This is a genomic window from Variovorax ureilyticus (assembly GCF_050632185.1).
Classification (GTDB): Bacteria; Pseudomonadota; Gammaproteobacteria; order Burkholderiales; family Burkholderiaceae_C; genus Variovorax; species Variovorax ureilyticus_A.
The window spans coordinates 2,101,611-2,127,467 of sequence record NZ_CP192579.1; the positions used below are offsets into that span (position 1 = coordinate 2,101,611).

A 25,857-nucleotide genomic window follows, 5' to 3' on the forward strand; every position below is an offset into this window, starting at 1 on the left:
CACCTTCTCCTCGGGGAAGCCCCTTTGCCGGCGAAGTGTCTGCCGATCGATGGGGGCCGTCAATTTGCCGAAAGAGGTGTGCGGTCCGCCTCCTGCAAGAGCACGTCGGCCGCTTTCTCCGCAATCATGTAGACCGCCGCGACAACGAAGAAACCCGGGATGCGCGGGAACACCGAGGCATCGACCACGCGCAGGCGCTTCACGCCGTGCACCCGGAAGGTGCTGTCCAGCACGCCGCCCTCTTCCTGCGCGCCGATGGGGCACGAGCACGAGGCGTGATGGCCCCATGCGGTGTCGCGCACATAAGCGGCCAGCGCCTCGTCGCTCTTTGCATCAGGACCGGGCGCGAGCTCCTCGGCGATCCATCCGCTGCTGATCAGCGGCGCGGTCATGCGGCGCACGAGTCGGATGGCTTCGATCACCGCCTGCAGGTCTTCGACGGCCGCGTCGCTGCCGTCCTCGAAGTAATGGAAGTCGATCGCCGGCATGTCGCGCGGATCGGCCGAACGCAGCCGGACGGTGCCCGCGCGGTTCTGCGTATGCGCCTTGAGCACGGCCCATGTGAGGCGGTCGTGATAGTCGCGGATCCATTTCGAGAAGCCGGTGAAGTAGCCCTCGAAGCGTGCCAGCAGCGCCATGCAGAACAGGTCCGGCGGCAGCCCGCGACGCTCTGCGGCCTGCGATCGCTGCACCACGCCGAGCGCCGCGCCGTTCGATGCGTACATGCCCGATTCGCCGCCGTTCCAGTGGCGCCACAACGTGTCGTCGCGGTCGAAGCGCGCGCCTTCGAGGACTTCCCACGGCGCGCACATGCGGTGCGTGACCGCGACTTCATAGCGGTCCTGCAGATTGCGTCCGACACCCGGAAGATCGACGCGCACCGGAATGCCGTGCTCGGCGAGATGGTCTGCCGGTCCGATGCCAGAGAGCATCAGCAACTGCGGCGTGTTGAAGGCACCGCCGCACAGGACGACCTCGCGCTGCGCCCTCGCCTCGTGCAGCTCGCCGCTCGATGCGCTCGGGTTCGCATGGGCGCGGTAGAGCCTCTCGCCCTTGCGGTACTCGACGCCGCAGACGCCGCCATCGGAATCGAAGATCAGCCGGGTGGCGAGTGCACCGAGCTCGATATGCAGGCGGTCGGGATGCCGGCGGGCGACGTCGAGCAGCCGCTCACGCACACCGACGCGGCAGTGGCCGGATGTCGCGAGCGGCGTATAGCAGATGCCTTCGAAGTTCTTGCCGGTCGCGCGCCGCGAATTGGGGTCGCCCATACCGCCGCGCAACCAGCGCAGCGTGCTGAGCAAGGGCGTGGGCAGAGTGCTCGCGAAAGTCCGCGCGGTGTCGCGCAGCACGCGCACCAATCCGTCGTCGCCGAGCACCGTCAGCGGAATGGCCTTCTCGATGCGCAGCCAGCCCTGCCAGCCATGGCCGGTCGGGTCGAGCCCGAGATGCCGCAGCGCGCGCCACACCGGCCGGTGACGGCAATCCTCCACCCGCTGCGCGTAGCGGTGCATGTGGGTGGCTCGCCAGGAGAGATCGCCGGTGAGCTGCGCGATGTGATCCCAGTCCGAGGCATGCGGGAACATGAAGATCATCGCGTTGTGCGCGGTGCAGCCGCCGAGGCCCGCCGCGCGCGGATAGAACACGCCCCGCCCCGGCACGTGCTTCCAGTCCCTCGCCTGTTGCGCTTCGTCGGCGTAGTGGCGCACATGGAAGTTCCAGCTCATCGCCGGGTTCTCGCACGCGAAGGCGTGGAAGGCCGGCACGTCGTAGTCGTCCGGCAGGCGGCTGTCGCCCGTGCGCGGATCGTCCCCGGCTTCGATGAGGAACACGCGCATGCCCGCCTCGGCCAGACGGGCCGCCAGCGTGCCCCCGCCCGCCCCCGATCCGACAATGACGTAGTCCCAGTCGGTCGGGTCGGCTCCGTGCATGGGACGCGGTCGGGAGGCGGTCAGAAAGTCTTGAGGAAAGCGATCAATGCGCGCTTGTCGTCGTCGCCGAGGACCGGCTCGCGGCCGAAGGACTTTTCGTCGTCGCTCAGGCCCTCCTGCTGGTTGAACCGCGCAGTGCCGAAATAGTGGCCGCGGTTCACCACGAAGTCGGGGCACTTGCTCAGCGCCAGCAGCGGGCCGCGCACCACCGCGAAATGCTTGCGCAGCTCCTCGTCGGTCGCGTCCGCTGGCACGCTGGCGAGCGTGCGCTTGAGCTTGACGAGCAGCTCGCCGACGTCCTTGACGTAGCTGACTTTCTCGTCGATGCCGTCGGCTTCGGCGCGAAGCCTGAGGTTGGCCAGCAGGTTCACCGGGACGCCCTTGGGAATGGGCCCGAGCACGATGTCGCCCTCTTCCTTGACCAGCCACGGCAGCCAGCGATGCAGCGTGCCCTGCAGGGCTGCGCCGCTTCGGGTACGAAGCCGGCAGGAATGGTGACGGTGCTGCGCTCGGTCGTGCGGTCGATGATGCCGCCGGCTTTCGCGCCGAGCTCGGGATCGGTCTTGCGCTTCTCGGGCCACAGCATCTCTTCGATCGAGGCGTCGAAGACCTTCATCCGCGCTTCGACGGACGGGTTGTTGTCCGGGTCCGCCTCGCCGACCGTGTTGTTCAGGAGAAACGGGGCGGTGGACCAGACGCTGATCAGCGAAGGCACCCGCGTGAAGCCACGCCCGCCCGCCGGCATCAGGTAGGGCTTGGGCTCGCCCGTGAAGGGATCGACGATCGTGATCGTCCCCACCGAGGGCAGGCTCTTGTAGGTCTGCGACGAGAAGTTGTCCCAGATGTTGCCGCGCAGCGCGTTGGTCGCGAGCGGGCTGCAGGCGTTGGTGCGCAGCAGCGTGACCGGGATGCGCTGGTCGGTGGAAAGGTAGTTGCCCTCCAGGAAATCCGGCGCCTGCACGATCTTGCGCATCTGCGCCTTGTACTCGTCGGTCTGCGTCCAGGTCCAGTAGCGCTTGAAGCATTCGACGTAGCCCGGGCCGGCGCAGCGCGCAGGCGTCAGCCCGAGCGATTCGGGCACCGGGGGCGCCTTGCTCGAATGGCAGCGCGCGCAGGTGTCGGCGAACGCGACCTTGCCGCGCTTCAGCGTGGCGGCATCGGCCATGTACTTGTCGCCGCCGGGCGCGTCCTTGAGGTGGTCGGGCTTCGCGGCCTTGAGGAAGAACTTCGCCGTGTCGAAGTTGCCGATCTCGGTGGCCTGCCAATAGCTGGAATTCTTCTGCGCCGAGGCGATGAGGATCGGCGTGATGGTCTTGCCGCCGACCACGGGGTTGAAGTGCAGCAGCCATTCCTCGCTGAAGAGACCGATGTTCAGGTACACGCGGTTGAGCGCCCCCAGGAGGCCCACCGAATCCGCGCCGTCCTTCAACACGCGCGGCGTGCGCACGATGCTGTCGCCTTTCGAGTAGAACTCGGTCAACGGCCCTTCGGCGAGGAAGTCGTTGAACTGCTTGTTGTCCAGCTCGCCACCCGCGAGCTTCTCGGCGCCGAGCCGCTTGGCCGAGCCCATGCGCGCGCCGAACTCGTAGACCGCGTTCATGGTGCGCGGGTTGTTGATCATGTCGGTGGAGACCAGCGAGGTGTCCATCGTGCCCGGGCGGTAGGTGTGCGCGAGCTGGTACATGTAGTTGGTGCGGCCCTGCGGCTTGTTCGAGTTGTGGATGAAGAGCCGATCCACCCACATGTACTGCGCGCCCACCGACGAACTCAGGTTCTCGAACTTCGGATTGCCCGGATCGGCCGGCGGCTTGATCGGGCTCGGCCCCAGATGGCAGAAGCCGCACGACATGCCCACGCGGTAGGGCCGCACGAGGTCCTTGCGGTTGTAGTAGCTCGGGTCGGTGTAGTAGCGCTCGGCATCCCATTCCTTGGCGGCCTTCTCGTCGAAGGCCGGGTTCGGAAAGAGCCTGAGGCCCGCAATGCCGGTGGCATAGCCGTAGTACGAGCCCACGGGCTGCGTGGTGCCGTCGCCCAGCGGCTGGCCGCGCGAGCCGATCTTCACGCCCGGGTACTTCGTCTCGTTCTCGAACGGATCGGGCGCGCAGTCCTTGCTGCGCACGTCGAGCCACAGGCCGCGCCGGTTCTTGTCGGGGCCGCTCGCGTTCTCGAAGCAGGGTTCGTTCACCAGCCCGAAGTACTTCCACCGGTTGGTCCGCGAATAGCCCTGGCTGGGGTGCGAGCTGATGATCTTCAGCAGATCGAAGGCGCCGAAGGTGTACTCGGTCATCAGGTTCCAGAAGCGGTCGTTGCCGCCGCTCCAGACCAGCCACATGTTGCGGCCGCGGATCTCTTCGGACGAGAGCGCAATGCCGTTGTCCATGTCGTGGAAGTAGTCCTCGTCGGCCTGCGGAAACGACTTTGCATCGCGTCCGGCCAGCCGGGCTTCGTCGAGAACTTCGCCGGGTTGCGGCCCCTTGGAGCATGCCGCAAGCACGGCACACGCGAGAAGCGGCAGGAGACTTGCCGCGCGCCAGCACCTCTGGGTCATTGCTTTCCCTCCTGCGTCAGCGCCCGTGTGCCTGGTCGCACAGCGGACGGCCGAGTTGGCGCAGTGTGGAGGGGGTGCGCGCCTTGACTATCGGCCATGCGCGCTAACGCGAAGGGAGTATGCGGCGGACGGCCGTCAGCGCCGCGTCTTTCCGGACTTGCGGTAGCGCCCCGTCACCTCGGCCACCATCGCCTCCTTCGGCAGCAGCTTGGTGCCGCCGACCCAGAGTTCGGCCGGCTGACCCTTGCCGTCACGGACGCGCCGCATCGTCTGCCCGGGGCTGTTGAACGCGGACGTCTTGCGGATGGCCCCCTCGTCCTTGCCGGTGATCGTGAACTCGGTCGTGGCGCTGTCGAACGGCGTCAGCATGGCCGGCGCGATCTGGCAGACCACCTTGCCCATCGCGACCAGGTCGGTCGTGCCCCACATCGACCACCAGCGGCCGTTCCAGTCCTGAAGTCCCCTGGCCGGTGCGCCGTGGCTGCTGAATGCGGAAAGAATGCTTGCCACGCCGTCGACCCACGCATACGCCAGGCCATCGATCGCGTTGGTCAGCACGGTGATGGTGAAGCCCGTCGCCGGAAACCGCGCCGTCCGCGAGATGAAGCCCTGCAGGCTGCCGGTGTGGCCGAACCATTCCTTCGGCCCCCGCTCGCTCATCATGGTGCCGAAGCCGTAGTGGAACTCCATGGTGTTGCACTCGTCGCGCCAGCGGCGGTGCGCCATCTCGCGGCGGCTGGCCGGCGAGAGGATGCTGTGCCTGCTCCCGGGCGCGAGCTGCGCGAAGAAGCGCGCCACGTCCGACGCGGTCGAGACGAAGCCGCCTGCGGGCGCGATCGCATGGCAGACGTTGTTGCCCGGCACGATCAGCCGCTGCCCGAACGGAAACTCGGTGGTGTGGCCGGACGCCATCGGCGCGGACTTCGGCAGCTGCGGCATGTCGGGGACGGTCTCCTTCAGGCCCGCGGCCTCGATCACGTGGCGCGTGATCCAGTCCGTGTACGGCGAGCCGCTGATCTCCTCGATCAGGATGCCGAGCAGGCCGTAGCCATGGTTCGAATACTTCAGCTGGACACCGGGTTCGAGCGGCTGCTTCTTCGCGAGCTCATCGAGCAGTTCGGCGCGCGACAGATAGGGCCGGCGATCGAGGAACTGCCCGGCATCCGCACCATCACGCACCACGCCCGCGCCATGCGACAGCAGCTCGCCGATGCGCGCCTTGGCGAGGTCCTTGTGCAGGCCGCCGACGTAGCGGCCGACGGGATCGTCGAGCCCGAGCTTGCCCTGCTCGCGCAGCAGCATCACACCGCTGGCGGTGAAGGTCTTGGAATGCGACGCGATGCGCAAGCGGTGCCTCGGCGTCATCGGCTTGCCGGTCCGCATGTCCGCGACGCCGATGCCGAACTCGGCGATCAACCGGTCGTCGTGGACGATGGCGACCGCGCAGCCGGGCTGGCGGTAGCGCTCGACCTGGAAGTCCAGCCACTTGGGAACGTAGTCCAGCGCGGCGGCCATCCACGGCGGGTTCTTGCTCTCGTTCTTCCTCATGGGCGCTTGGCTCTCCGATCAGAAAAAGGGGCCGGGAGTGTAGCTGGCCCGCTGGCGATGAAGAACCACGCACTCGCCGCACTCAGGAGCGCCAGCGCCGCGCAGATCCCCATCACCCACCGAAACCCGGACACGAACGCCGCGTTCACCGCATACCGCAGCGCCTTGCCGGTCGCCTCGTCCACCCCCGGTGGAAGCGCAGCACCCGCCAGCTGGCTCCGCTGCGACTCAAGAAATGCCGTGGCCTGCGCGGATGCCCCCGCGTCGCGCAACCCCTCACCCAACTGGCCGCCGAACGCCCACGCCATCACCACGCCGAACACCGCGATCGCGAGCACCGAGGCCGCGCGCGACACCGCGTTGTTCACGCCCGATGCGACGCCCGCCAGGTCCGGTCCGACCGCGTTCATCACCGTCGTGGTGAGCGGCGCGACGGTCACGGTCATGCCGAAGCCCAGCACCACCACCGCAGGAAAGAACGCCGTCCAATAGCTGACCCCCACGCCCGGTAGCGCGAACATCGCGAACCCGACGGCCGCGATGCTCGGCCCGATGACCAAAGGCCCTCGCGGCCCGAAGCGATCGACGAGTTGCCCCGCCCATCCCGACAGCGCGAACATGATCAGGATGAACGGCAGCAGCGCCGCGCCGGCCGCCGTGGCCGAATAGCCCTGGACCTGGATGAGATTGAGCGGGAAGAAGTAGAGCCCGCCGCCGAGCGCCGCATAGAGCAGCAGCGTCAGCAGATTCGCGCCGCCGAAGTTGCCGATGCGCATCAATGAAAGCGGCAGCATCGGCGAACGCACCCGCAGCTCGACCACGATGAATGCAATTCCAGCCGCGATGCCCGCCACCAGCGCGAAGAGCACCGTTCTTGAAATCCACCCCTGCGTCGGCGCTTCGACGAAGGCATACACGACGCCGCCCAGCGCCAGCGTCGCCAGCCCGGCGCCCCAGCCGTCGAGGCCGGTGGAGGCACCGCCGCCGCGGCTTTCAGGCACGTGCCGCCACACGATCAGCAGCACCGCGACCGCCATCGGCACGTTGACCAGGAAGGCCCAGACCCACGAATAGCGATCGACCAGGAAGCCGCCGAGCACCGGCCCGATCGCCGCCGTGATGCCGCTGAAGCCCGACCACGTCCCGATGGCACGGCCGCGTTCCTTCTCCGGAAACGACGCACTGATCAGCGCGAGGCTGCCCGGCACGAGCATCGCGCCGCCGATGCCCTGCACGGCCCGCGAGAGGATGAGCTGGTGCACATCGCGCGCCAGTGCACATGCCACTGACGCGATCGCGAACAGCGCCACGCCGGTCGCGAAAATTCTTCGCCGCCCGAAGCGGTCACCCAGCGCCCCGCCGACCAGCAGCAGCGCCGCGAGGAACAGCGCGTACGACTCCACCACCCACTGCGCCTGGAAGGCGGTCGCATGCAGGTCCGCCTGGATCGCGGGCAGCGCGACGTTCACCACCGTGCCGTCGATGAAGGCCATGCTGGAACCGATGATCGCCGCGGCCAGCACCCAGGGCCTCGCAGCCGGGGCGCAGTCGACCGTCCTGCAGCCGTGGCGTATCAGCGCTTCGTCGCCCGGTGGCTTGCCGATCTGGGTCATGGGAGGCCTTCCACGATGCAGTCGAAGGCCCGCCAGTATGAAGGCAAGCGGCGCAGGCCGCGCAAGGCGATCGAATGGGCGCGTGCAACCGGTGCCCTCGTGCTAGATTGCCCGCCGGCAGCGGCACGACGCCGCGCAAGCACGAGAGGGCTGGCTGCAATGGTTTCCCGGTTGTTGAAGTTCCTGAAGTGGACCGCGCTGGTGCTGGTCATCGTGTTCGTCACGGCGATCGCCCTGCGCACCTACGACGTGCAACGCGGGCCGCCGCTCGAGCGCTGGCACACCTTCGTTCCGCACGAGCTTTCGCAGGACGAGCTGCGCAAGGCCGACTGGGCCGCCTACATCGCCGCCGAGAACAAGGCCTTCGACGAGGTCCGCGCCGAGGTCACCGAAAAGACCCCGCCCGAGGCGCAGGTTCCGAGCAACCGCTACTACAAGAACAGCCCGATCTACCCGGGCCGCTTCGCGCAGGACTGGAACCGCTCCTACATCCTCGAGCCCGATGGCGCACCGCGCGGCGCGGTCGTGCTGCTGCACGGATTGACCGATTCGCCCTACAGCCTGCGGCACGTGGCCCGGCTCTACCGCGATCGCGGCTACGTCGTCGTCGCGATCCGCATGCCGGGGCACGGCACCGTGCCTGCCGGGCTCACGAAGGTCGACTGGGAAGACTGGTCGGAGGCCACGCGCCTCGCGGTGCGCGAAGCGCGCCGGCGCGTGCCCGCGCCGCTGCCGCTGCATGTGGTGGGCTTCTCCAACGGCGGCGCACTCGCGATGAAGTTCGCGCTCGACGGGCTCGACGACCAGAGCCTCGCGCGTCCCGACCGCGTCATCCTGATCGCGCCGATGATCGGCATTACCGAGCTCTCGCGTTTCGCGGGCGTGTTCGGCTGGCCGGCGATCTTCCCGGCCTTCGCCAAGGCGGCGTGGCTGGGCATCGTGCCGGAGTTCAACCCCTTCAAGTACAACTCGTTCCCGGTGAACGGTGCGCGGCAATCGTCGCTGCTCACGCGCGACCTGCGCGCCCACATCGCGCGCGAGGAAAGCGCGGGCAAGCTCGCAAAGCTGCCGCCGATCCTTACCTTCCAGTCGCTGATCGATTTCACGGTGAGCACCCGTGCGATCGTGACCGGGCTCTATTCACGGCTGCCGGCCAACGGCAGCGAACTGGTGCTGTTCGACCTGAATCGCAGCATCAAATTCGGCCCCTTGCTGCGTTCGGGCAGCGACCTGCGGCTGGACCGCATCCTGCCGGCCGCGCCCAGAAACTTCCCGCTCGACCATCATCACCAACACCGGGCCCAACAGCCGGCAGGTGGTCGAGCGCGTCACCGAAGCAGGCGCGACCGACGAGAAGACGCGCACGCTGGATCTGGAGTTTCCGCTGGAGGTGTTCTCGCTCTCGCACCTCGCACTGCCCTTCCCGATGAACGATTCGCTCTACGGCATGCGCCCGGAGAACACCGACGAGTTCGGCGTCAATCTCGGCGCGCTTGCGGTGCGGGGCGAGCGGGGTGCGTTGATCGTGAGCCTCGATTCGCTGACGCGGCTGTCGTCGAATCCGTTCTATCCCTATATGGCGGATCGGATCGGCGAGGTCATTCCAACCAAGTAACTCAGGCGTGCCGGGGGCCGGCTGGCGCGTGCGCAGCGTGCTGAACACCGCCGCGATCGCTGCGCAGCAAGCGGCGATGGACAACGCGATCACCTGTCCCTTGCCGTCGTGCGGCGGCCAGAAGCTGAAGATGCCGGCGAGGATCACCGCGCCCAGCGTCTGGCCCGTGAGCCGCGCGGTGCCCAGCATGCCGCTCGCCGCGCCGCTGCGATGCGGCGGCGGCGAGGTCACGATGGTGTGGTTGTTCGGTGACTGGAACAGTCCGAAGCCCAGTCCGCACAGCACCATGCGCCATGCGATGTCGGCATTGCCAGGATGCGCGGGCAATGCGGCCAGCAGCACCAGCCCGGTCGCAAGCAGCGCGAGGCCGATGCCGCCCAGCAGGCCGTCCGGATACTTGCCGATCAGCCGCCCCGCGATCGGCGCCATGAAGACGATCGCGAGCGGCCATGCGGTGATCAGCAAGCCGGCCTCGAAGTGCGAACGGCCGTAGGTCTCCAGCAGCAGGAACGGCAGCGCGATGAAGGACAGCATCTGCGCGCAGAACGCGCCGATCGACGTGCCCATCGACAGCGCGAACACCGGAATGCGCAGCAAATCGACAGGAAACAGCGGCACCGCGAGCGACAACTGCCGCCGCAGATAGACGAACCCGACCGAGACGCCTGCCAGCAGGATCGCCCATGCGCCCGCACTGACGCCCTGCCCCGACTCGCCGCGCACGCCGAGCCGGTCGGCGCCGATGAAGATCAGCGAGAACATGAGCATGTTGAGCAGCACGTCGATGCCCGAGAAGCGCCGTCCCGAAGCCGGTGCGGTCTCGCTGACCGGCAGTGCCCTCACGCCGAGCGCCAGCACCAGAATGCCCAGCGGCACATTGAGCGCAAAGAGCCAGGGCCACGAGGCGACCGACAGGATCGCCGCCGCCACCGACGGCCCGGCCACCGACGCGGTCGCCACCACCATCGAATTGATCGCCATGCCCCGCCCCAGTTGCGAGCGCGGGTAGACGAGCCGCACCAGCGCCGAGTTGACGCTCATGATCCCGGCCGCCCCGAGGCCCTGGAGCGCCCGCGCGCCGATCAGCATGCCGAGCGAATTCGCGAAGGTCGCGATCACCGACGACGCTGCGAACAGCGCCATCCCCACGAGGTACACGCGCCGGTACCCGATCAGGTCGCCGAGCGAGGCGAGCGGCAGCAGCATCACCAGCGTCGCGATCTGATAGGCATTGACCACCCAGATCGCATGGGAGGCGTCGGACTTCAGTTCCCGCGCGATGCCGGGCAGCGCGAGATTGACGATGGTGCCGTCGAGCACGGACACCGCGATGCCGAGGATGATGACCAGCATCGCATGCCAGCGCTGTGGCATCGGAAGGCCATCGCGGGCGGCGACGACGGCGGAGGTGGACGCTGTGGTGGCCGACATCGCCTCACCCGGCCGCGTAGCGGGTCGACCGACGGCCGCCGAGCGTGATCCAGGCGAGCAGCACCGCGATCAGCGCACCGCCCGCCATGCCCGCGACCATCGGCAGAGGCCGCCCGTCGGTGAAGAGGCCCACCACCGTCATCACCACCGCACCGGTGAGCATCTGCAACGTGCCGAGCAACGCCGAGGCGGTGCCGGCGATCGCGCCGTGCTGCTCGAGCGCGAGCACCGAAGTGGTCGGGATCACGAAGCCCATCAGCGCACTCGCGATGAAGTACAGCACGATCAGCACTGCGAGCCGGTCGCCGCCGCTCAGGTAATAGAGGAACATCGCCGTCATCACGAGGCCGCAGGCCGTCACGCTGGTCTTGACCACGCGCACGATGCCGAAGCGCTCGCACAGCATGCCGTTGAGCTGTGCCGCGCCGAAGAAAGCCGCGGCGTTGACGCCGAAGGCGACGCTGTACACCGTGGGCGACAGGCCGTAGTGGTCGATCATCACGAAGGAGGAATTCGCGAGATAGGTGAAGAAGCCGGCCATTGCGAATGCGCCGATGAAGACCAGCCCGAGGTAATGCGTGTCGCGCAGCAGGACGCCGTAGGCGCGCAGCGCGCTGCCCAGGCTGCTTTCCACGCGCTCCTCGGCGGGTCGCGTTTCCTTGAGCACCGACGCGATGGTGGCCAGGCCGATCACCGCGGCGACCGACACCACCCAGAACACGCCGCGCCAGCCGGTGAACGCGATGACCGCGCTGCCGGCCAGCGGCGCGAGGATCGGCGACACGCTGAAGACCAGCATCAGCAGCGACATCAGCCGCGCCGCTTCGTTGCCGGTGTGCAGGTCGCGCACCACCGCGCGCGGGATCGCCATGCCGGCGGCAGCGCCCAGGCCCTGCACGAAACGCAGCGCGATCAGCATCTCGATGTCGGTCGCCAGCGCGCAGCCGATGCTCGCGAGCGCGAACAGGCCGAGCCCGAAATACAGCGGCGGCTTGCGCCCGACCATGTCCGACACCGGCCCGTACAGCAACTGCCCCACACCGAGCGCGATGAAGAACACCGTGAGGCTCATCTGCACCGGCCCGATGGCGGCATCGAGGCTGCTGCCGATCTCGGGCAAGGCGGGGAGGTACATGTCGATCGCGAACGGCCCGATGGCCGACAAAAGGCCCAGCACGAGCGCGATCCTGAAGAAGCGCGAGGAAGTCATTGGGCGGATTGTCGCCAAGGTCTCGAAGGTCCGTGAAATGCGGGCTATCCCCCAGCCTCGCCACACTTCGTGTGGCCCTCGCAGGGGGCAACCCCGGCGGCCCGGCGAAGCCGGTTCCGCGGGGTTCCTGGTTTCTGCGTTCAGAAGAGCGGTGCGGTATCGCTGTCCGGCCGTGCGCCCTCGATGGCCAGCATGCGCAGCTTCGACGCCGCGCCGCCATGCGCCGAGAAGCCGCCCCATTTGCCGCCCGCCGCGAGCACGCGGTGGCACGGCACCACCGGCGCGAAGGGGTTGAGTCCGAGCGCCTGCCCGACGGAACGCGCGAGCCCCTTGTCGCCGAGTTCCTCCGCAATCTCGCCATACGTGCGCGTGCGGCCAGGCGGGATGCGGCGCGCGATGGCGTAGACGCGCTGGTGAAATTCGCTGATGCCGTCCTGATCCAGCCGGATCTCGGCAAGGTCCAGCGGCTCGCCGTCGAGCAGCGCGCGGATCGAGGCGATGGCGCGCTGCACCTCGGGCGGCGGCTCGCATTCGACCTGCGCCGGAAAGCGCCGCATCATGCGGGCACGCGTCGCATCCTCCTCCGCCTCCGGCAACTGCACGCCGACGAGTCCGCGCGGCCCCCACGCGATGCCGCACGCGCCGATGGCGGTGGCGAACAACGCGAAGCCGGTCGAGTTCATGGCCGCCGCCGAACGCTCAGGCCGCGCAGTTCGGAACCTGGTTCGTCTTCGCCGCCGACACGCTGCCGGCGATCGCGTCGGCCAGTCTGGCGGTGACGCGCTGCGCGCCCAGCGCCAGCGCATCGAAGCCCGGACCCACCGGCTCGGAGATCGACAGCTGGCAGCCGGTCGCGGGACTTTCGTCGGTGCGGCGCACGGTCCAGGTGAAGCTGGCATCGACGCGCTTGCCCTCGATCGCATCGAACTGCCCCAGCTGCACCGCGATGCGGGTCGCGGGCTGGCCGCGCTGGCGCCCGGTCTTGGTCACGTCGACGGCGCCAAGCCGCCTCGCGATGCCGGTGCCGAGCGCGTCGCGGAGTTCGTCCTCGAACGACGAGGACCAGCGATGCTGTTCGAGGATGTCGACCGCCGGGCTTTCCGGCGTGTCCTTCTTGCGCACCACGAACTGCGGCCGCGCGAAACGTTCGGGCATCGAAATCGGCGCGAGTTCGATGTAGGCCGGCGCGGCATTCGTCTTCTGCGCGGCGGGCGGTGGCGGGGTCGCCTCCGCAAGGCTGTAGTACTGCGGACCGCCGGCGCTGCCGCAGGCCGACACCAGCCACACAGTCGCGAGCGCCGCTGCGGCGAGGCGGATGGGGGTCTTCTTCTTCATTTCTGCTTGTCCTCCGGTTTGCCGCGCAAGAGGGATTCGGGATGCCGCTCGAGGTAGTCCGTCAGCACCCGCAGCGAGCCCGCCGCGCGCGTGACTTCCTGCAGCGTCTGGCGCAGGTCTTGCTGTAGCGGCGAGTCGTCGGCGATGGTCTTCTCGGCCGCGCCGAGCGTGCGCCGCACGTCCTTCACCGCGGCGGCCATCTCGGGCGAGACGTTGTCGTTGAGGCCCTTGATGAGCTGCTCGATGGAGCCGAGCGTCCGGTTCAGCGTGGCGATGGTCTTGCGCAGGTCGCCGCTGATCTCGTCGAAGGGCACTTTGTTGAGCTTGCGCGCGATGTCGGAGACTTGCGACTGCAACTCGTCGAGGCTGTTGGGTGCGGTCGGGAGCTCCAGCGGATTGCGCGTGGTGTCGAGCTTGACCGGGGGCGCTTCGGGGAAGAAATCGATCGCCACATAGACCTGCCCGGTCAGCAGACTGCCGGTGCGCAACTGTGCGCGCAGGCCCTTGCTGACGAGCAACTGCCAGCGATCGAGTTGCGTGAAGCGCGGATCGGGCGAGGTCGCCGACCGGCGCCGCAGCCGGTCGGGATAGATCTGGATCACGACCGGCATCTTGAACTCGCGCTCGTTGCGGTCGAACTCCACGCCGATCGACTTGACCTCGCCGATCACCACGCCGCGGAAGTCCACCGCAGCGCCCGGCGACAGCCCGCGCAGCGACTGGTTGAAATAGAGCAGCATCGTCTGCGAGGGGCCGTCGGGCTCCTTCATCGCTGAGGTCTCGTCATCGGACAACGTGAAGGCGGTGTTCTCCTGCGCCACCGGGCCGCTCACGTCGTCGGGCGACCGGAAGGCGATACCGCCGAGCAGCACCGTTGCGAGCGACTGCGTGCGCACCTTGAGGCCGCCGGCGTTGAGCTCGACATCGAAGCCGCTCGCATGCCAGAAGCGCGTGTTGACGCCGACGAACTTGTCGTAGGGCGCATTGATGAACACGCGCAGCGTGACGCCCCGCCCGTCGCCATCGAGCTCGAAGGCCGCGATCTGCCCCACCTTGATGCGACGGAAATACACCGGCGAGCCGATGTCGAGCGAGCCGACGTCGTGCGCACGCAGCAGGAACTGGCGGCCGGATGCATCGCGCGTCACGATCGGCGGCGTTTCGAGGCCGGTGAATTCGCCCGAGCTCTCCTCCGACATGCCTGGATCGGCGCCAATGTAGGCGCCCGACAGCAAGGTGCCGAGGCCGGAGATTCCTGAAGTGTCGAGCCGCGGCCGCACCACCCAGAAGTGCGTGTCCTTGGCGGTGAAGCCCGAGGCCTCCTTCTTGAGCTGCACCAGCACGCGCACATGCGAGCGGTCATGCGCGAGGCGAATGTTCTGCACCGTGCCGATCTGCACGTCCTTGTACTTCACCGCGGTCTTGCCGGCCTCGAGCCCTTCGGCGGTGCGGAAGGTCAGCACGATCTCGGGGCCGCGCTCCATCAGGAGCCGGACGACCAGCGTCACGCCGACCAGCGCCGCCACGATAGGGATGAGCCAGATCAGCGACGGCAGCCAGTTGCGCCGTTTCGCGACCGCCGGTGCGGCCAGCGGGGGTGGGGTCATGCGGTTTCTCCACTGTTTTTCATTTCGTCGTCGGGGCCGGCCTCGGGAGCGGGCGCGTTTCGCACGTCCCAGGTGGAGCGCGGATCGAAGCTCAGCGATGCGAGCATGGTCAGCACCACCACCGCTCCGAAGGCGGCGATGCCGAAGCCCGCGGTGATCTCGGCGAAGCCGTGGATGCGCACCAGCCCGGCGAGCAGCGCCACCACGAAGACGTCGAGCATCGACCAGCGCCCGATCACTTCCAGGATGCGGTAGAGCTTGGCGCGCTCCAGTTGTCGCCAGTCGCTGCCGCGCTGGGACAGGTAGTTCAGCAAGGTCAGCGCCGTCAGCTTGAAGAGCGGCACCAGGAAACTCGCGACGAAGATCAGCGCCGCGAGCCCGTACGCGCCCGAGACCCAGAAATAGATGACGCCGCTCAGGATGGTGTCCTGCTGCGTGCCGAACAGGCTCTTGGTGATCATCACCGGCAGCATGTTGGCGGGCAGATAGAGGATGGCGGCGGCCAGCAGATACGCCCAGGTGCGGTTGAAGGTATCGGGCTTGCGACTGTGCAGCCGGGTCGCGCAGCGCGCGCAGGGCTCGCCTTCGGCGGCGCCTTCCCAGACGCTGCCGCAATGGTGGCAGCTCAGGAAGCCGCGCTGCGCAGCGGTTTCGATGGGCGGCGGAAGCTCGTTCACGGCTCTTGTCCCGGACCGGGCTCGAAAGCCATTTCCCAGAAGGCGCGCGGGTCGAACGAGATCACGGCGGTCAGCAGCACCGTGAGCGCCGCGAAGGCCCAGAGCGCCGGGCCGGCGATGACGTGCGCCATGCTGCTCAGCTTGATGATCGCCACCAGCACGCCGAGCAGGAACACCTCGACCATGCCCCACGGCCGAAGCGACTGCAGCAGCTTCACCAGCACGCCGAAGCCCGCCGGCCGGCGCTCGTAGGCCATCGGCACGAGCAGGTAGGCCAGGATGCACAGTTGCAGCAGCGGGAACAGGATCGTCGTCGCCAGCACCAGCAACGCGACCGGCGACATGCCTTCGGAACTCAGCGCAACCACCGCCCCCGCGAGCGTTGTTTCGCTCGTGAGGCCCTGCAGCTCGATCTCGACGATCGGGAACAGATTGGCGATGGTGAAGAGGATCAGGCAAGCCACGGTGAGCGGCAGGATGCGCGCGTGCTGGTCGCCCGGGTGCCGCTCGAGTTCGGTGCCGCAACGCGGGCAGCGCGCCACCTCGTGCGGTCGCAGGGCCACACGGTGGCAGATGGCGTCGCAGCCTTCGCAGACGATGGCGTCGGAGATTTCTTTCATGGCCTGGGCCGCCCATTGTCGGTGACGTTGGCGACAAGAAAGTCAAGCAGGGCTCGTACCCGCGCCGGAAGTCTCCCGGCCTTGCCGAGATATACCGCATGGATCGGGGCGCTGTCGCCCGGATTGAAGTCTTCCATCACCGGTACGAGGCGGCCCGCGTCGATGTCCGCCTGGACGTGGTAGCGCGACAGCCTCGCGAGCCCGAGGCCCGCCACCGCCAGCACGCGCAGCGTCTCGCCATCGGCCACGCGCACGTTGCCGACGGTGGGCATCTCGATGGTGCGGCCGTCCACGCGCAGGGCCCATTCGGCCGAGCGGCGGCGGTGGGTGTAGCCGAGGCGGTTGTGGGCTTCGAGCTCCTCCGGCGTGCGCGGCGTGCCGTAGCGCGCCAGGTAGGCCGGCGAGGCGACGATGACCTGCCGCGTCGAGCCCAGGCGGCGCGCGACCAGTTCGGATGGCGGCAGTTCGCCCCAGCGGATGGCCACGTCGGCGCGCTCTTCCATCAGGTCGACCACCCGATCGGTCAGCGAGATGTCGAGCGTCACTTCCGGATGCTGCCGGGTGAAGCGCGGGACCAGCGGCGCCAGCACGTGATGCCCGAAGGACACGCTCGCATTGATGCTGACCCGCCCGCGCGGCAGCGCGCCGGCTGCAGCGCAGCGCTCGGCCTCGTCCATGTCGGCCAGAACGCGCACGCTGCGCTCGTAGAAATTGCGCCCCTCGGGCGTGAGCTGCAGCTTGCGGGTGGAGCGGTGCACCAGTTGCGTGCCGAGCCGCGCCTCCAGCCGCACGATGAGCTTGCTGACGGCCGAAGGCGTCATGCCCAGCACACGGGCGCCCGCCGAAAAGCTGCCGCGATCGACCACCTGGACGAAGGCTTCCATTTCTCCGGAGCGATTGACTTCGATGCGGGGCATGGCGTCGGGGATGAAGACTTGTGACTTGAGCTCACAGCTCTATATCCGACGCGCATTCTAGTCACGAAGCACCCGCGCCCGCACAGTACGGGACATCATGCCCATCGCTCTCCTCGCCCTCACCGCCGGTGCCTTCGGAATAGGCACCACCGAGTTCGTCATCATGGGCCTGCTGATGCAGGTCTCGTCGGATCTTCACGTTTCCATCGCCACCGCCGGCCTGCTCATTTCGGGCTACGCCGTCGGCGTGGCGGTCGGTGCGCCGCTGCTGACCATCGCCACGCGCCGCGTGCCACGCAAGACCGTGCTGCTCGCGCTGATGGCGATCTTCACCATCGGCAACATCGCTTGTGCGCTCGCGGCCAACTACGAGATGCTGATGGCCGCGCGCGTCATCACCTCGCTGGCGCACGGCACGTTCTTCGGCGTCGGCTCGGTCGTGGCCACCGGACTCGTGCCGCCGGAGCGGCGCGCATCGGCCATCTCGATCATGTTCACCGGACTCACCGCCGCCACCCTGCTCGGCGTGCCGGCCGGCGCGTGGCTCGGGCTGCATTTCGGCTGGCGCGCGACTTTCTGGGCCGTGGCGCTGATCGGCGTCGCCGCCTTCACGGTGCTCGCGCTCTTCGTGCCGCGTGGCCGAGGCCGACGGCCATCACGCACCGCTGCGCGAGGAAGTCGCGGTACTCGGCCGGCCGCAGGTGCTGCTCGGACTCGCGGTGACCATCCTCGGCTTCGCCGGCGTATTCCTGGTCTTCACCTTCATCCAGCCGCTGCTGACGCAGGTCACCGGCGTGGCCGAATCCGCGGTGTCGCCGATCCTGCTGGTGTTCGGCGGCGGGCTGGCCATCGGCAACCTGCTCGGCGGGCGGTTCGCGGACCGCGCATTGATGCCCGCACTGATCGGCACGCTGCTCGCGCTGGCCGTGGCGCTCGGCTCGATGCAGTGGCTCATCCATTCGCCGACCACCGCGGTGATCTTCGTGCTGCTGCTCGGCATCGCCTCGTTCGCGACGGTCGCTCCGATGCAGATGCGCGTGCTGGAAAAGGCCGCCGGTGCGGGCCAGAACCTCGCTTCGAGCCTGAACATCGCGGCCTTCAACCTCGGCAACGCGCTCGGCGCATGGGCCGGCGGCATGGTGATCGACCACGGCCCCGGCCTCGAAGCCCTGGGCTGGACCGCCGCACTGTTCACCCTGGGCGGACTCGGCATCGCGCTCTGGAGCCGCGCACTCGACCGGCGGGACGTCCTCCCCGCCTGTGCGGCCGCCGGCGCCTGATTTCGCTCGCCCCCCTTTCGATCAATGGAGAAAAACATGGAACAACGCTACCTCGGCAATTCCGGCTTCAAGGTTCCGGCGCTCGGCTTCGGCACCGGCACCTTCGGCGGCAGCGGCCCGCTCTTCAGCGCCTGGGGCCGCACCGACGTGGCCGCCGCGCGGCGCATCGTCGACATCTGCCTCGATGCCGGCGTCAATCTCTTCGATTCAGCGGACGTCTATTCGAACGGCGCGTCGGAATCGATCCTCGGCGCGGCACTCGAAGGCCGGCGCGACAAGGCGATCATCTCGACCAAGCTCTCGCTGCGCTCGGGTGACGGGCCCAACGACGTCGGCTCGTCACGCCATCACATCGTCCGCGCCACCGACGCCGCGCTCAAGCGCCTTGGCACCGATTACATCGATCTGCTCCAGATGCATGCCTTCGATGCGATGACGCCGGCCGAAGAGGTGCTCGGCACGCTCGACGACCTCGTACGCGCGGGCAAGGTACGCCTGATCGGCGCATCGAATTTCTCGGGCTGGCAGCTGATGAAGTCGCTGGCGGCTTCGGAGCGCCGCGGCCTTGCGCGCTACGTGGCGAACCAGACCTACTACTCGCTGATCGGCCGTGACTACGAATGGGAGCTGATGCCGCTGGGCATCGACCAGGGCGTGGGCGCGATCGTCTGGAGCCCACTCGGCTGGGGCCGCCTCACCGGCAAGATCCGCCGTGGCCGGCCGCTGCCCGAAGGCAGCCGCCTGCACGACACCGCCACCTTCGCGCCGCCGGTGGAAGAAGAACGGCTCTTTCGCGTGATCGACGCGATGGACCCGATCGCCGAAGAGACGGGCAAATCGATCCCGCAGATCGCCCTCAACTGGCTGCTGCGCCGCCCGACCGTGGCGAGCGTGCTGATCGGCGCGCGAGACGAGGCGCAGCTCAAGCAGAACCTCGGCGCGATCGGCTGGGAACTCACGCCCGATCAGATCGCGCGGCTCGATGCCGCGAGCGCAGCGACGCCGCCCTATCCGTACTACCCGTACTGGAACGGGCAGTTCTCGGAACGCAGTCCGTTGCCTGTCTGACGCTCGATCAAGCCTCGACGAGCACCTCGAACCCACCCCAGAACATGCGCTTGCCGTCGAAGGGCATGTTCTTCATGTCCATCATGTCGGCGAGGCGCGGATCGCTCATGACCTTGGCGTTGACCTCGTCGCGATGGTCCCGGGAGTTGAACACCACATAGGCGATGACCACCGTCTCGTCATCCTTCAGCTGGACACTCTGCGGGAACGAGGTGACTTCGCCCGGCTTGACGTCATCGGCGATGCATTCGCGGTATTGCAGCGCGCCGTGTTCGCGCCAGATCGCGGCGGCGCGTTGCGCGAGCTCGCGGTATTTCTCGATGTTGGCTTTGGGGACCGGCAGAACGTATCCATCGACGTAGGCCATGCGGTGTCTCCTTGAAGTGGATTGACAGCGATACCGAACCGAACGAGGCCGAGTCTAAGCAGCGAGTCGCGCGGGGGCCAGTCCCGTTCGGCAGCACGGGCATCGCCCGCGCCGCCGGTGCCACGTCAGCCCGCGCGCAGTTGGGCGCGCAGATTCACGCCGATTTCCGGTCGCTCCAGGAAGGGATCGGCCGGATTGGTGATGGAGACGATGTTCTCCATCCGGCTCTTCACGTTGCCCAGCGCCTTCGGGTGGCTGAACACGTAGAACTGGTTCGCGGAGATGGCGTCGAACACCTTCTGCGCCACCTCTGCGGCCGTGACCTTGCCGCTGCTGACCGCCTTGTCGCTCATGGCCTGGCCGATGAGCTGGCTCTTCGTCGGCTTTCCGGCGGCGAGTTCGCCCGGCCGGTTGCGCTGGCTCTGGCTGATGCCGGTGGGCACGAAGTACGGGCACAGCAGGCTCGCGCCGATCTGGTCGGTGACGAGCTTCAGATCCTGGTAGAGCGTCTCGGTGAGGCTCACCACAGCGGCCTTCGCGGTGTTGTAGATGCCCATGTTGGGTGGCGTCAGCAGGCCGGCCATGCTCGAGGTGTTGACGATGTGGCCGCGGTACGACGGGTCCTTGGCAGCGGCTTCGAGCATCATCGGCGTGAACAGGCGCACGCCGTGGATCACGCCCCAGAGGTCGACGCCCAGCACCCATTCCCAGTCGGCCACGGTGTTTTCCCACACCAGCCCGCCCGCGCCGACGCCCGCGTTGTTGAAGACGAAATGCGGTGCGCCGAAGCGCTCCTGCACCGCCTTGGCCAGATCCTCCATCTGCCCGGCGTCGGCCACGTCGACCTTGCGCGCCATGACCTGCGCGCCGGCAGCTTCCAACTCGGCGCGCGCCTTGTGGAGCGCGTCCTGCTGCACATCGACCAGCACGAGGTTCATGCCGCGGGCCGCGCCGATGCGCGCGCACTCCAGGCCGAAGCCGGAGCCGGCGCCGGTGAGAACGGCCGTGGTGCCTTTGAAGTCCTGAATCATTTGCGCGTGTCCTTTCGTCTCTTGTGTGTGAAGCCGCTATTGAAATACGGAAAACCGCCCGACGCAGTCACAATCGCGCCTATCGACTAGAGCGAACACCCAGGAGGCACGCGATGGCGATTCCCGCTTCGGACATCAAGTTTTCCGGCTCCATCCCGGCCCTCTACGACGAGCACCTCGTCCCGCTGATCTTCGAGGCGTATGCGGCCGAGACCGCGCCGCGGGTCGCCGCCCTGGCGCCGTTACGCGTGCTTGAAACAGCCGCCGGCACAGGTGTCGTGACGCGTGCGATGGCGCGCACCCTGCCGCCCGGCGTCGAGTTGATCGCGACGGACCTGAACCAGCCCATGCTCGACCGCGCCGCCGCCACGGGCACGCAGCGGCCAGTCCAATGGCAGCAGGCGGACGCCATGCAGCTGCCGTTCGAGGACGCGAGCTTCGACGCGGTGGTTTGTCAGTTCGGCGCGATGTTCTTTCCGGACAGGTCTGCGGCCTACGCTGAAACGCGTCGCGTGCTCCGTCCGGGCGGCGCATTCGTCTTCGCCGTCTGGGACCGGATCGAAGACAACGAGTTTGCCGATGTCGCGACTCAGGCGCTTGCCCAACTGTTTCCCACCGACCCGCCACGCTTCATGGAGCGGGTGCCGCACGGCTATCACGACCGCCACGTGATCGAGCGCGATCTTGCCAGCGCGGGATTCGCCGCATCCCCCGGCTTCGAAACCGTCGCCGCGCGCAGCCGCGCCGCATCGCCGCAGGCAGCGGCCTTCGCCTATTGCCAGGGCACGCCGCTGCGCAACGAGATCGAAGGCCGCTCCGGCAGCCTGACCGAAGCCACGGCCATCTGCGAGAGAGCGCTGGCGCGTCGATTCGGCACCGGACCGATCGACGGAAAGATCCAGGCCCACATCATCACCGCACGCCGCTGAGCCCGGTCAGCCTTCGACCTTCCGCAGCACGTACCCGATGCGCGGGAAGTGCACGTGCACCGTGCCGAAGCGCTCGCCGGTGCGGCGCAGCGTGTAGTGCGTGCGCGTCGCGGCGAGGAGCTCGCCGTCGGTCGGCTCCTGCCCGAAGCTTTCGGCCGCGATCGTCACGTGCGAGCCAAGCGCAATACCGTGGTCGTCCTGGAAGGTGCTGTCCGACAGCAGCGTGTGCGGCGTCGAAGCCCTGGCGATCCCCAGGGCCTGGGCCTCGTCGAAAGTCTCCATCGTGCCGTGGCCGATGCCTGCCATGCGGTCGAGCCAGTCCACCACCGAGGGCGTGAGCTGCAGGATCTCGGCCATCGACGGCGTGCGCTTGCGCGTGAACCACAGCGGGTGGTAGCAGGCGAAGTCCGCCACCGTCGGGTAGCCGCCGAGCAGGTAGTCGGTGTGTTCGAGCATGTCGGACAGCCGCCTGAGGTACGACTTGTAGGCCGATGCGGCATCGCCCGGCCGCAGGCGAATCATGCTGCCGCTCATGGCCTTGCGGTCCTCACCGAAGGCCTTGGCGGCCTCGGGCGGTGCCTTGGCGAAGACATCCGCCGCCCCCTTGCCGCTGAAGCTGTAGGCCATCGAGGCCCAGAACAGGCTGCTGTCGGCCCATTGCGCGACCACGCGGGACAGGCCCTTGCCCGGCTCGGGATAGAGCGACGGCAGCGGCGTGAGATGTTCGAGCACGTCGCAGATCAGCGCCGTGTCGCAGTAGATGTCGGCGCCGATCTGCAGCACCGGCACGCGGCGGTAGCCGCCGGTGAGCGTCACGTAGTCGGGCTTGGGCATGATCTGCGGGACGATCACCGACTTCCAGGTGAGCTTCTTGAAGCCCATGATCAGCCGGACCTTCTCGCAGAAGGGCGACGTTGCATAGTGATGGAGGATCAGGTCTGCCATGGAAATCCTTCGTGTTGCGTTGAATTCAGTGCGGCTGCGCGCGTGAAATGATCGCATCGAAATCGACTGCCCGGCCCAGCGTGCCGAACACGTGACCCCAATCGCCGCCGAGCCGCGACGCACAGAAGGCGCTCGTGACTTCGCCCGGCGCCGTCTGCGCGAGCAAGGCGCCCTGCACCGCCAGCGCCACGTCCTGCGCGAGGCGGCGCGCTTCGGTTTCGGTCGCCATGGCCTCGATGCGCGCAGGCAAGGCATCGGCAAGGCGGTCGAGCGCCGCGTCGGTGCCGCGCGCGGGCGCCAGCTCCTGCGCGATGGCAGCGACTGCATCGCCCTTGCGCATGCCGCGCAGCAGGTCGAGCGCCATGATGTTGCCGGCCCCTTCCCAGATGGAATTGAGCGGCATCTCGCGATAGACGCGCGCCATCACGCCTTCGCCGCCCTCCTCCACGTAGCCATTGCCGCCGAGGCATTCCATCGCTTCCTGGGCGAAGAGGCTGCCGCGCTTGCAGATCCAGAACTTCGCGACCGGCGTGAGCAACCGCGCCATCAGGCGCTCGTGCTCGTCGTCCTGCCGGTCGAAGGCGCGCGCGAGGCGGATCGCCAGCGCGGTGGCCGCCTCGCTTTCGAGCGCGAGGTCGGCCAGCACGTTCTTCATCAGCGGTTGATCGATCAGTGGTTTTCCGAAAGCGTCGCGCTGCGCGGTGTGGTTGAGCGCGAGGCTGAGTGCCTGGCGCATCAACCCGGCGGTGCCGAGCGCGCAATCGAGTCGCGTCATCGTCCCCATCTCGAGGATCTGCGGAATGCCGCGCCCTTCCTCGCCGACGAGCCAGGCGGTCGCGCCGTGGAACTCGACTTCAGAACTCGCATTGGCCTTGTTGCCGAGCTTGTCCTTCAGCCGCTGGATCTCGATCGCGTTGCGGCTGCCATCGTCGAGTACACGCGGCAGGAAGAAGCAAGACAGCCCGGCGGGCGCCTGCGCGAGCACCAGGAACGCATCGCACATCGGCGCGGAGAAGAACCACTTGTGGCCCGTGATCGCGTAACGCTCGCCCCAGGCATCGCTGCCCACGCGCACGGCGCGCGTGGTGTTCGCACGCACGTCGGAGCCGCCCTGCTTCTCGGTCATGCCCATGCCCATGGTCACGCCGGGCTTGTCGGACCACGGCTGAAAGGTCGGGTCGTACCAGAGGCTGGAAAGCTTCGGTCCCCAGTCCGCCTGGATCGCGGCGTTGCCGCGCAGGGCCGGCGCAACCGCGTAGGTCATCGAGATCGGGCACAGGATCGACGGCTCGAGCTCGGTGAACAGCATGAATCCCGCCGCCCGGTGCACATGCGGCGAAGGCCCGGTGGCCGCCCATGCCGCGCCATGCAGACCCGCCCCCACCGCCGTCGACATCAGCGCGTGATAGCTCGGATGGAACTCCACCTCGTCGATGCGCCGTCCGAAGCGATCATGCGTGTGCAGCACCGGCGTGTGGATGTTCGCGAGGCGTGCGTGCGCCTGCATCTCGGCCGAGCCGAGCGCCGCGCCCAGATGGCTCAGTGCTGCGGTGTGCAGCTGCGGCGCGTTGAACTTCAGCGCTCCCAGGAGCGGCCGGTTGGTCTCGAAGAGGTTGTAGCCGGTCAGCGGGGCCGGCTGGTTGAAGACCTCGTGAGTCGCATCCATGGCCGGCCTCCGTGAGATTGTCAGATCAGCTTGACGAGCTGCTTGCCGAAGTTCCGGCCCTTGAGCAAGCCGAGGAAGGCTTCAGGTGCGGCCTCGATACCCTGCGCAACGGATTCGCGCGGGCGGAGCTTGCCGCTGGCCACCAGCGCGCCGAGTTCGGCCAGCGCTTCGGGCCAGACCTCCATGTGCTCGCTGACGATGAAGCCTTCGAGCTTGACGCGGTTGATGAGGAGCAGCGACGGGTTCGCGAGCGGCAGCGGCTGGCCGTCGTAGCCCGCGATCATCCCGCACAGCGCCACGCGCATGAACGCATTGGCACGCAGCAGCACGGCATCGAAGATGTAGCCGCCGACGTTCTCGAAGTAGCCGTCGATGCCATTCGGGCAGGCTTCCTTGAGCGCCGCGCTCATGCTCTTGACGTCGGGATGCTGGCGGTAGTCGATGCAGGCGTCGAAGCCGAGTTCGTCGGTCACGTACTTGCACTTATCGGCACCGCCCGCGATGCCCACCACGCGGCAGCCGCGCGCCTTGGCGAGCGCACCGAAGGCGCTGCCGACCGCGCCGCTCGCGGCGGTGATGACCAGTGTCTCGCCGGCCTTCGGGTTGATGATCTTCACGAGGCCGTACCAGGCGGTGACGCCCGGCATACCCACTGCGCCGAGGTAGTGCGACAACGGCACGTGCGTGGTGTCCACCTTGCGCAACATGCCGGGTTGCGAGGCGTCGACCACGCTGTATTCCTGCCAGCCGCCGAAGCCGACGACCTTGTCGCCCACGGCGAACTTCGGGTGCCGGCTCTCGACGATCTCGCCGACCGTGCCGCCCTGCATCACCTGACCGAGGGGCTGCGGCTGGGCGTAGCTCTTCGACTCGTTCATGCGGCCGCGCATGTACGGATCGAGGCTCATGTAGTGATGGCGGACCAGGACCTGGTTGTCCTTAAGCGGCGGCGTCTCGCTGGTCACGAGCTTGAAGTTGCTGGCGACGGCCTCGCCCTCGGGACGATTGTCGAGGATCTGTTGCTTGTTGGTGGGCATGGAAATCTCCGTGTCGGAATCAGTCTGTAGACGGCGGACGCATGTCGTTCGCGCTCGCCGGTCCAGTGGGAAGGCGCCGCTTCACGTACTTGAAGGTGCCGGTGGCATGCGCGCAGACGCGCTCCTGCGCGTCGTAGATCTTCGCTTCGGTGAAGCCCATCGTCGCGGTGCGCGTCAGCAGCTTGCCGCGCGCGATGAGCGGCCCGACCGAAGGCGCCATGAAGGTGGTCTTCATCTCGATCGTGACGACGCCGATCTCCGGCGTCTCGCTGCGCGCCGCGGCGGCCATGGCGATGTCGAGCATCGTCATCACCGCACCGCCGTGTGTCACGTCGAAGGTGTTCAGGTGCTCGGGCTTCGCGGTGTAGCGCAGCTCGGACTCGCCGCCCTCGAACTTCGTGATCTCGAAGCCGAGATGGCGCGCGAACGGGATCTGATCCGTGTAGGACCGCAGGTTGATGCTGGCGTTGGTATCCGTCATC

At 67.9% G+C, this 25,857-nt stretch carries 21 protein-coding genes and 2 pseudogenes; 4 read left to right on the top strand and 19 right to left on the bottom strand.

Going from position 1 to position 25,857, the window contains the following annotated elements; all coding sequences use genetic code 11:
- Positions 1 to 59 precede the first annotated feature (59 nt).
- The 5 genes from ACQ858_RS10445 to ACQ858_RS10465 all read right to left on the bottom strand — a co-directional run bounded on the left by ACQ858_RS10445 (position 60) and on the right by ACQ858_RS10465 (position 7,640).
- A complete protein-coding gene (locus tag ACQ858_RS10445; RefSeq protein ID WP_431276557.1) occupies positions 60 to 1,931 on the bottom strand; it encodes a GMC family oxidoreductase in 1,872 nt (623 codons plus the stop codon).
- 20 nt (positions 1,932 to 1,951) lie between these two features.
- Positions 1,952 to 2,332: a hypothetical protein gene (locus ACQ858_RS10450; RefSeq protein WP_431276558.1), complete on the bottom strand. Its 381-nt coding sequence runs from the start codon at positions 2,330 to 2,332 to the stop codon at positions 1,952 to 1,954.
- The gene (locus tag ACQ858_RS10455) at positions 2,299 to 4,479 is read right to left on the bottom strand and encodes a hypothetical protein (RefSeq protein WP_431276559.1); all 2,181 of its coding nucleotides are present in this window, start codon (positions 4,477 to 4,479) and stop codon (positions 2,299 to 2,301) included. Before ACQ858_RS10455 ends, ACQ858_RS10450 begins: the two co-directional genes overlap by 34 nt.
- A 135-nt stretch (positions 4,480 to 4,614) precedes the next feature.
- Positions 4,615 to 6,027 carry a serine hydrolase domain-containing protein gene (locus tag ACQ858_RS10460; RefSeq protein WP_431276560.1) on the bottom strand — a complete coding sequence of 471 codons (1,413 nt, stop codon included), beginning with the start codon at positions 6,025 to 6,027 and terminating at the stop codon, positions 4,615 to 4,617.
- Positions 6,024 to 7,640, bottom strand: coding sequence for an MFS transporter (locus ACQ858_RS10465; protein WP_431276561.1), 1,617 nt, complete (start codon positions 7,638 to 7,640; stop codon positions 6,024 to 6,026). The genes ACQ858_RS10460 and ACQ858_RS10465 overlap by 4 nt, the downstream gene beginning before the upstream one ends.
- A gap of 159 nt (positions 7,641 to 7,799) precedes the next feature.
- Here ACQ858_RS10465 and ACQ858_RS10470 point away from each other — a divergent pair, with 159 nt between their 5' ends.
- A complete protein-coding gene (locus tag ACQ858_RS10470) occupies positions 7,800 to 9,299 on the top strand; it encodes an alpha/beta hydrolase (RefSeq protein ID WP_431276833.1) in 1,500 nt (499 codons plus the stop codon).
- On the opposite strand, the pseudogene ACQ858_RS10475 reads toward ACQ858_RS10470, so the two are convergent.
- The 8 genes and pseudogenes from ACQ858_RS10475 to ACQ858_RS10510 all read right to left on the bottom strand — a co-directional run.
- A pseudogene (locus tag ACQ858_RS10475) lies at positions 9,268 to 10,686 on the bottom strand (MFS transporter); the annotation flags it as partial. The gene ACQ858_RS10470 and the pseudogene ACQ858_RS10475 overlap by 32 nt on opposite strands.
- A gap of 4 nt (positions 10,687 to 10,690) precedes the next feature.
- Entirely contained in the window at positions 10,691 to 11,896 is a 1,206-nt protein-coding gene (locus ACQ858_RS10480) for a multidrug effflux MFS transporter (protein ID WP_431276562.1), read from the bottom strand.
- Positions 11,897 to 12,036: 140 nt separating this feature from the next.
- Positions 12,037 to 12,579 (bottom strand): methylated-DNA--[protein]-cysteine S-methyltransferase, encoded by a 543-nt coding sequence (locus ACQ858_RS10485; protein ID WP_431276563.1) that lies wholly within the window; start codon positions 12,577 to 12,579, stop codon positions 12,037 to 12,039.
- A 16-nt stretch (positions 12,580 to 12,595) separates the two neighbouring features.
- Complete coding sequence (locus ACQ858_RS10490) at positions 12,596 to 13,231, bottom strand: PqiC family protein (protein ID WP_431276564.1); 636 nt, start codon at positions 13,229 to 13,231, stop codon at positions 12,596 to 12,598.
- Entirely contained in the window at positions 13,228 to 14,838 is a 1,611-nt protein-coding gene (locus tag ACQ858_RS10495) for an intermembrane transport protein PqiB (protein ID WP_431276565.1), read from the bottom strand. Before ACQ858_RS10495 ends, ACQ858_RS10490 begins: the two co-directional genes overlap by 4 nt.
- Positions 14,835 to 15,515 carry a paraquat-inducible protein A gene (locus ACQ858_RS10500; protein ID WP_431276566.1) on the bottom strand — a complete coding sequence of 227 codons (681 nt, stop codon included), beginning with the start codon at positions 15,513 to 15,515 and terminating at the stop codon, positions 14,835 to 14,837. Before ACQ858_RS10500 ends, ACQ858_RS10495 begins: the two co-directional genes overlap by 4 nt.
- Positions 15,512 to 16,135: a paraquat-inducible protein A gene (locus tag ACQ858_RS10505; protein ID WP_431276567.1), complete on the bottom strand. Its 624-nt coding sequence runs from the start codon at positions 16,133 to 16,135 to the stop codon at positions 15,512 to 15,514. The genes ACQ858_RS10500 and ACQ858_RS10505 overlap by 4 nt, the downstream gene beginning before the upstream one ends.
- Positions 16,132 to 17,052 (bottom strand): LysR family transcriptional regulator, encoded by a 921-nt coding sequence (locus tag ACQ858_RS10510; RefSeq protein ID WP_431276568.1) that lies wholly within the window; start codon positions 17,050 to 17,052, stop codon positions 16,132 to 16,134. Before ACQ858_RS10510 ends, ACQ858_RS10505 begins: the two co-directional genes overlap by 4 nt.
- A 97-nt stretch (positions 17,053 to 17,149) precedes the next feature.
- On the opposite strand from ACQ858_RS10510, the pseudogene ACQ858_RS10515 reads away from it, so the two are divergent.
- Both ACQ858_RS10515 and ACQ858_RS10520 read left to right on the top strand, forming a co-directional pair.
- Positions 17,150 to 18,332, top strand: a pseudogene (locus ACQ858_RS10515) (MFS transporter).
- Between the two features lie 36 nt (positions 18,333 to 18,368).
- Positions 18,369 to 19,400 (top strand): aldo/keto reductase, encoded by a 1,032-nt coding sequence (locus ACQ858_RS10520; RefSeq protein WP_431276569.1) that lies wholly within the window; start codon positions 18,369 to 18,371, stop codon positions 19,398 to 19,400.
- 7 nt (positions 19,401 to 19,407) lie between these two features.
- Here the strand turns inward: ACQ858_RS10520 and ACQ858_RS10525 are convergent, their stop codons facing one another.
- Complete coding sequence (locus ACQ858_RS10525; RefSeq protein WP_431276570.1) at positions 19,408 to 19,767, bottom strand: DUF1428 domain-containing protein; 360 nt, start codon at positions 19,765 to 19,767, stop codon at positions 19,408 to 19,410.
- A 125-nt stretch (positions 19,768 to 19,892) separates the two neighbouring features.
- Complete coding sequence (locus ACQ858_RS10530; protein ID WP_431276571.1) at positions 19,893 to 20,798, bottom strand: SDR family oxidoreductase; 906 nt, start codon at positions 20,796 to 20,798, stop codon at positions 19,893 to 19,895.
- Between the two features lie 113 nt (positions 20,799 to 20,911).
- Between ACQ858_RS10530 and ACQ858_RS10535 the strand changes: the two genes are divergently transcribed.
- Positions 20,912 to 21,727, top strand: a complete 816-nt coding sequence (locus ACQ858_RS10535) for a class I SAM-dependent methyltransferase (RefSeq protein ID WP_431276834.1) — start codon at positions 20,912 to 20,914, stop codon at positions 21,725 to 21,727.
- 6 nt (positions 21,728 to 21,733) lie between these two features.
- Here the strand turns inward: ACQ858_RS10535 and ACQ858_RS10540 are convergent, their stop codons facing one another.
- The 4 genes from ACQ858_RS10540 to ACQ858_RS10555 are packed head-to-tail and all read right to left on the bottom strand — an operon-like array spanning position 21,734 to position 25,856.
- Entirely contained in the window at positions 21,734 to 22,672 is a 939-nt protein-coding gene (locus ACQ858_RS10540; protein ID WP_431276572.1) for a glutathione S-transferase family protein, read from the bottom strand.
- Between the two features lie 25 nt (positions 22,673 to 22,697).
- Positions 22,698 to 24,338, bottom strand: a complete 1,641-nt coding sequence (locus ACQ858_RS10545; RefSeq protein WP_431276573.1) for an isovaleryl-CoA dehydrogenase — start codon at positions 24,336 to 24,338, stop codon at positions 22,698 to 22,700.
- A gap of 20 nt (positions 24,339 to 24,358) precedes the next feature.
- Entirely contained in the window at positions 24,359 to 25,375 is a 1,017-nt protein-coding gene (locus tag ACQ858_RS10550; protein WP_431276574.1) for an NADP-dependent oxidoreductase, read from the bottom strand.
- Between the two features lie 19 nt (positions 25,376 to 25,394).
- The gene (locus tag ACQ858_RS10555) at positions 25,395 to 25,856 is read right to left on the bottom strand and encodes a PaaI family thioesterase (protein WP_431276575.1); all 462 of its coding nucleotides are present in this window, start codon (positions 25,854 to 25,856) and stop codon (positions 25,395 to 25,397) included.
- Position 25,857 lies beyond the last annotated feature (1 nt).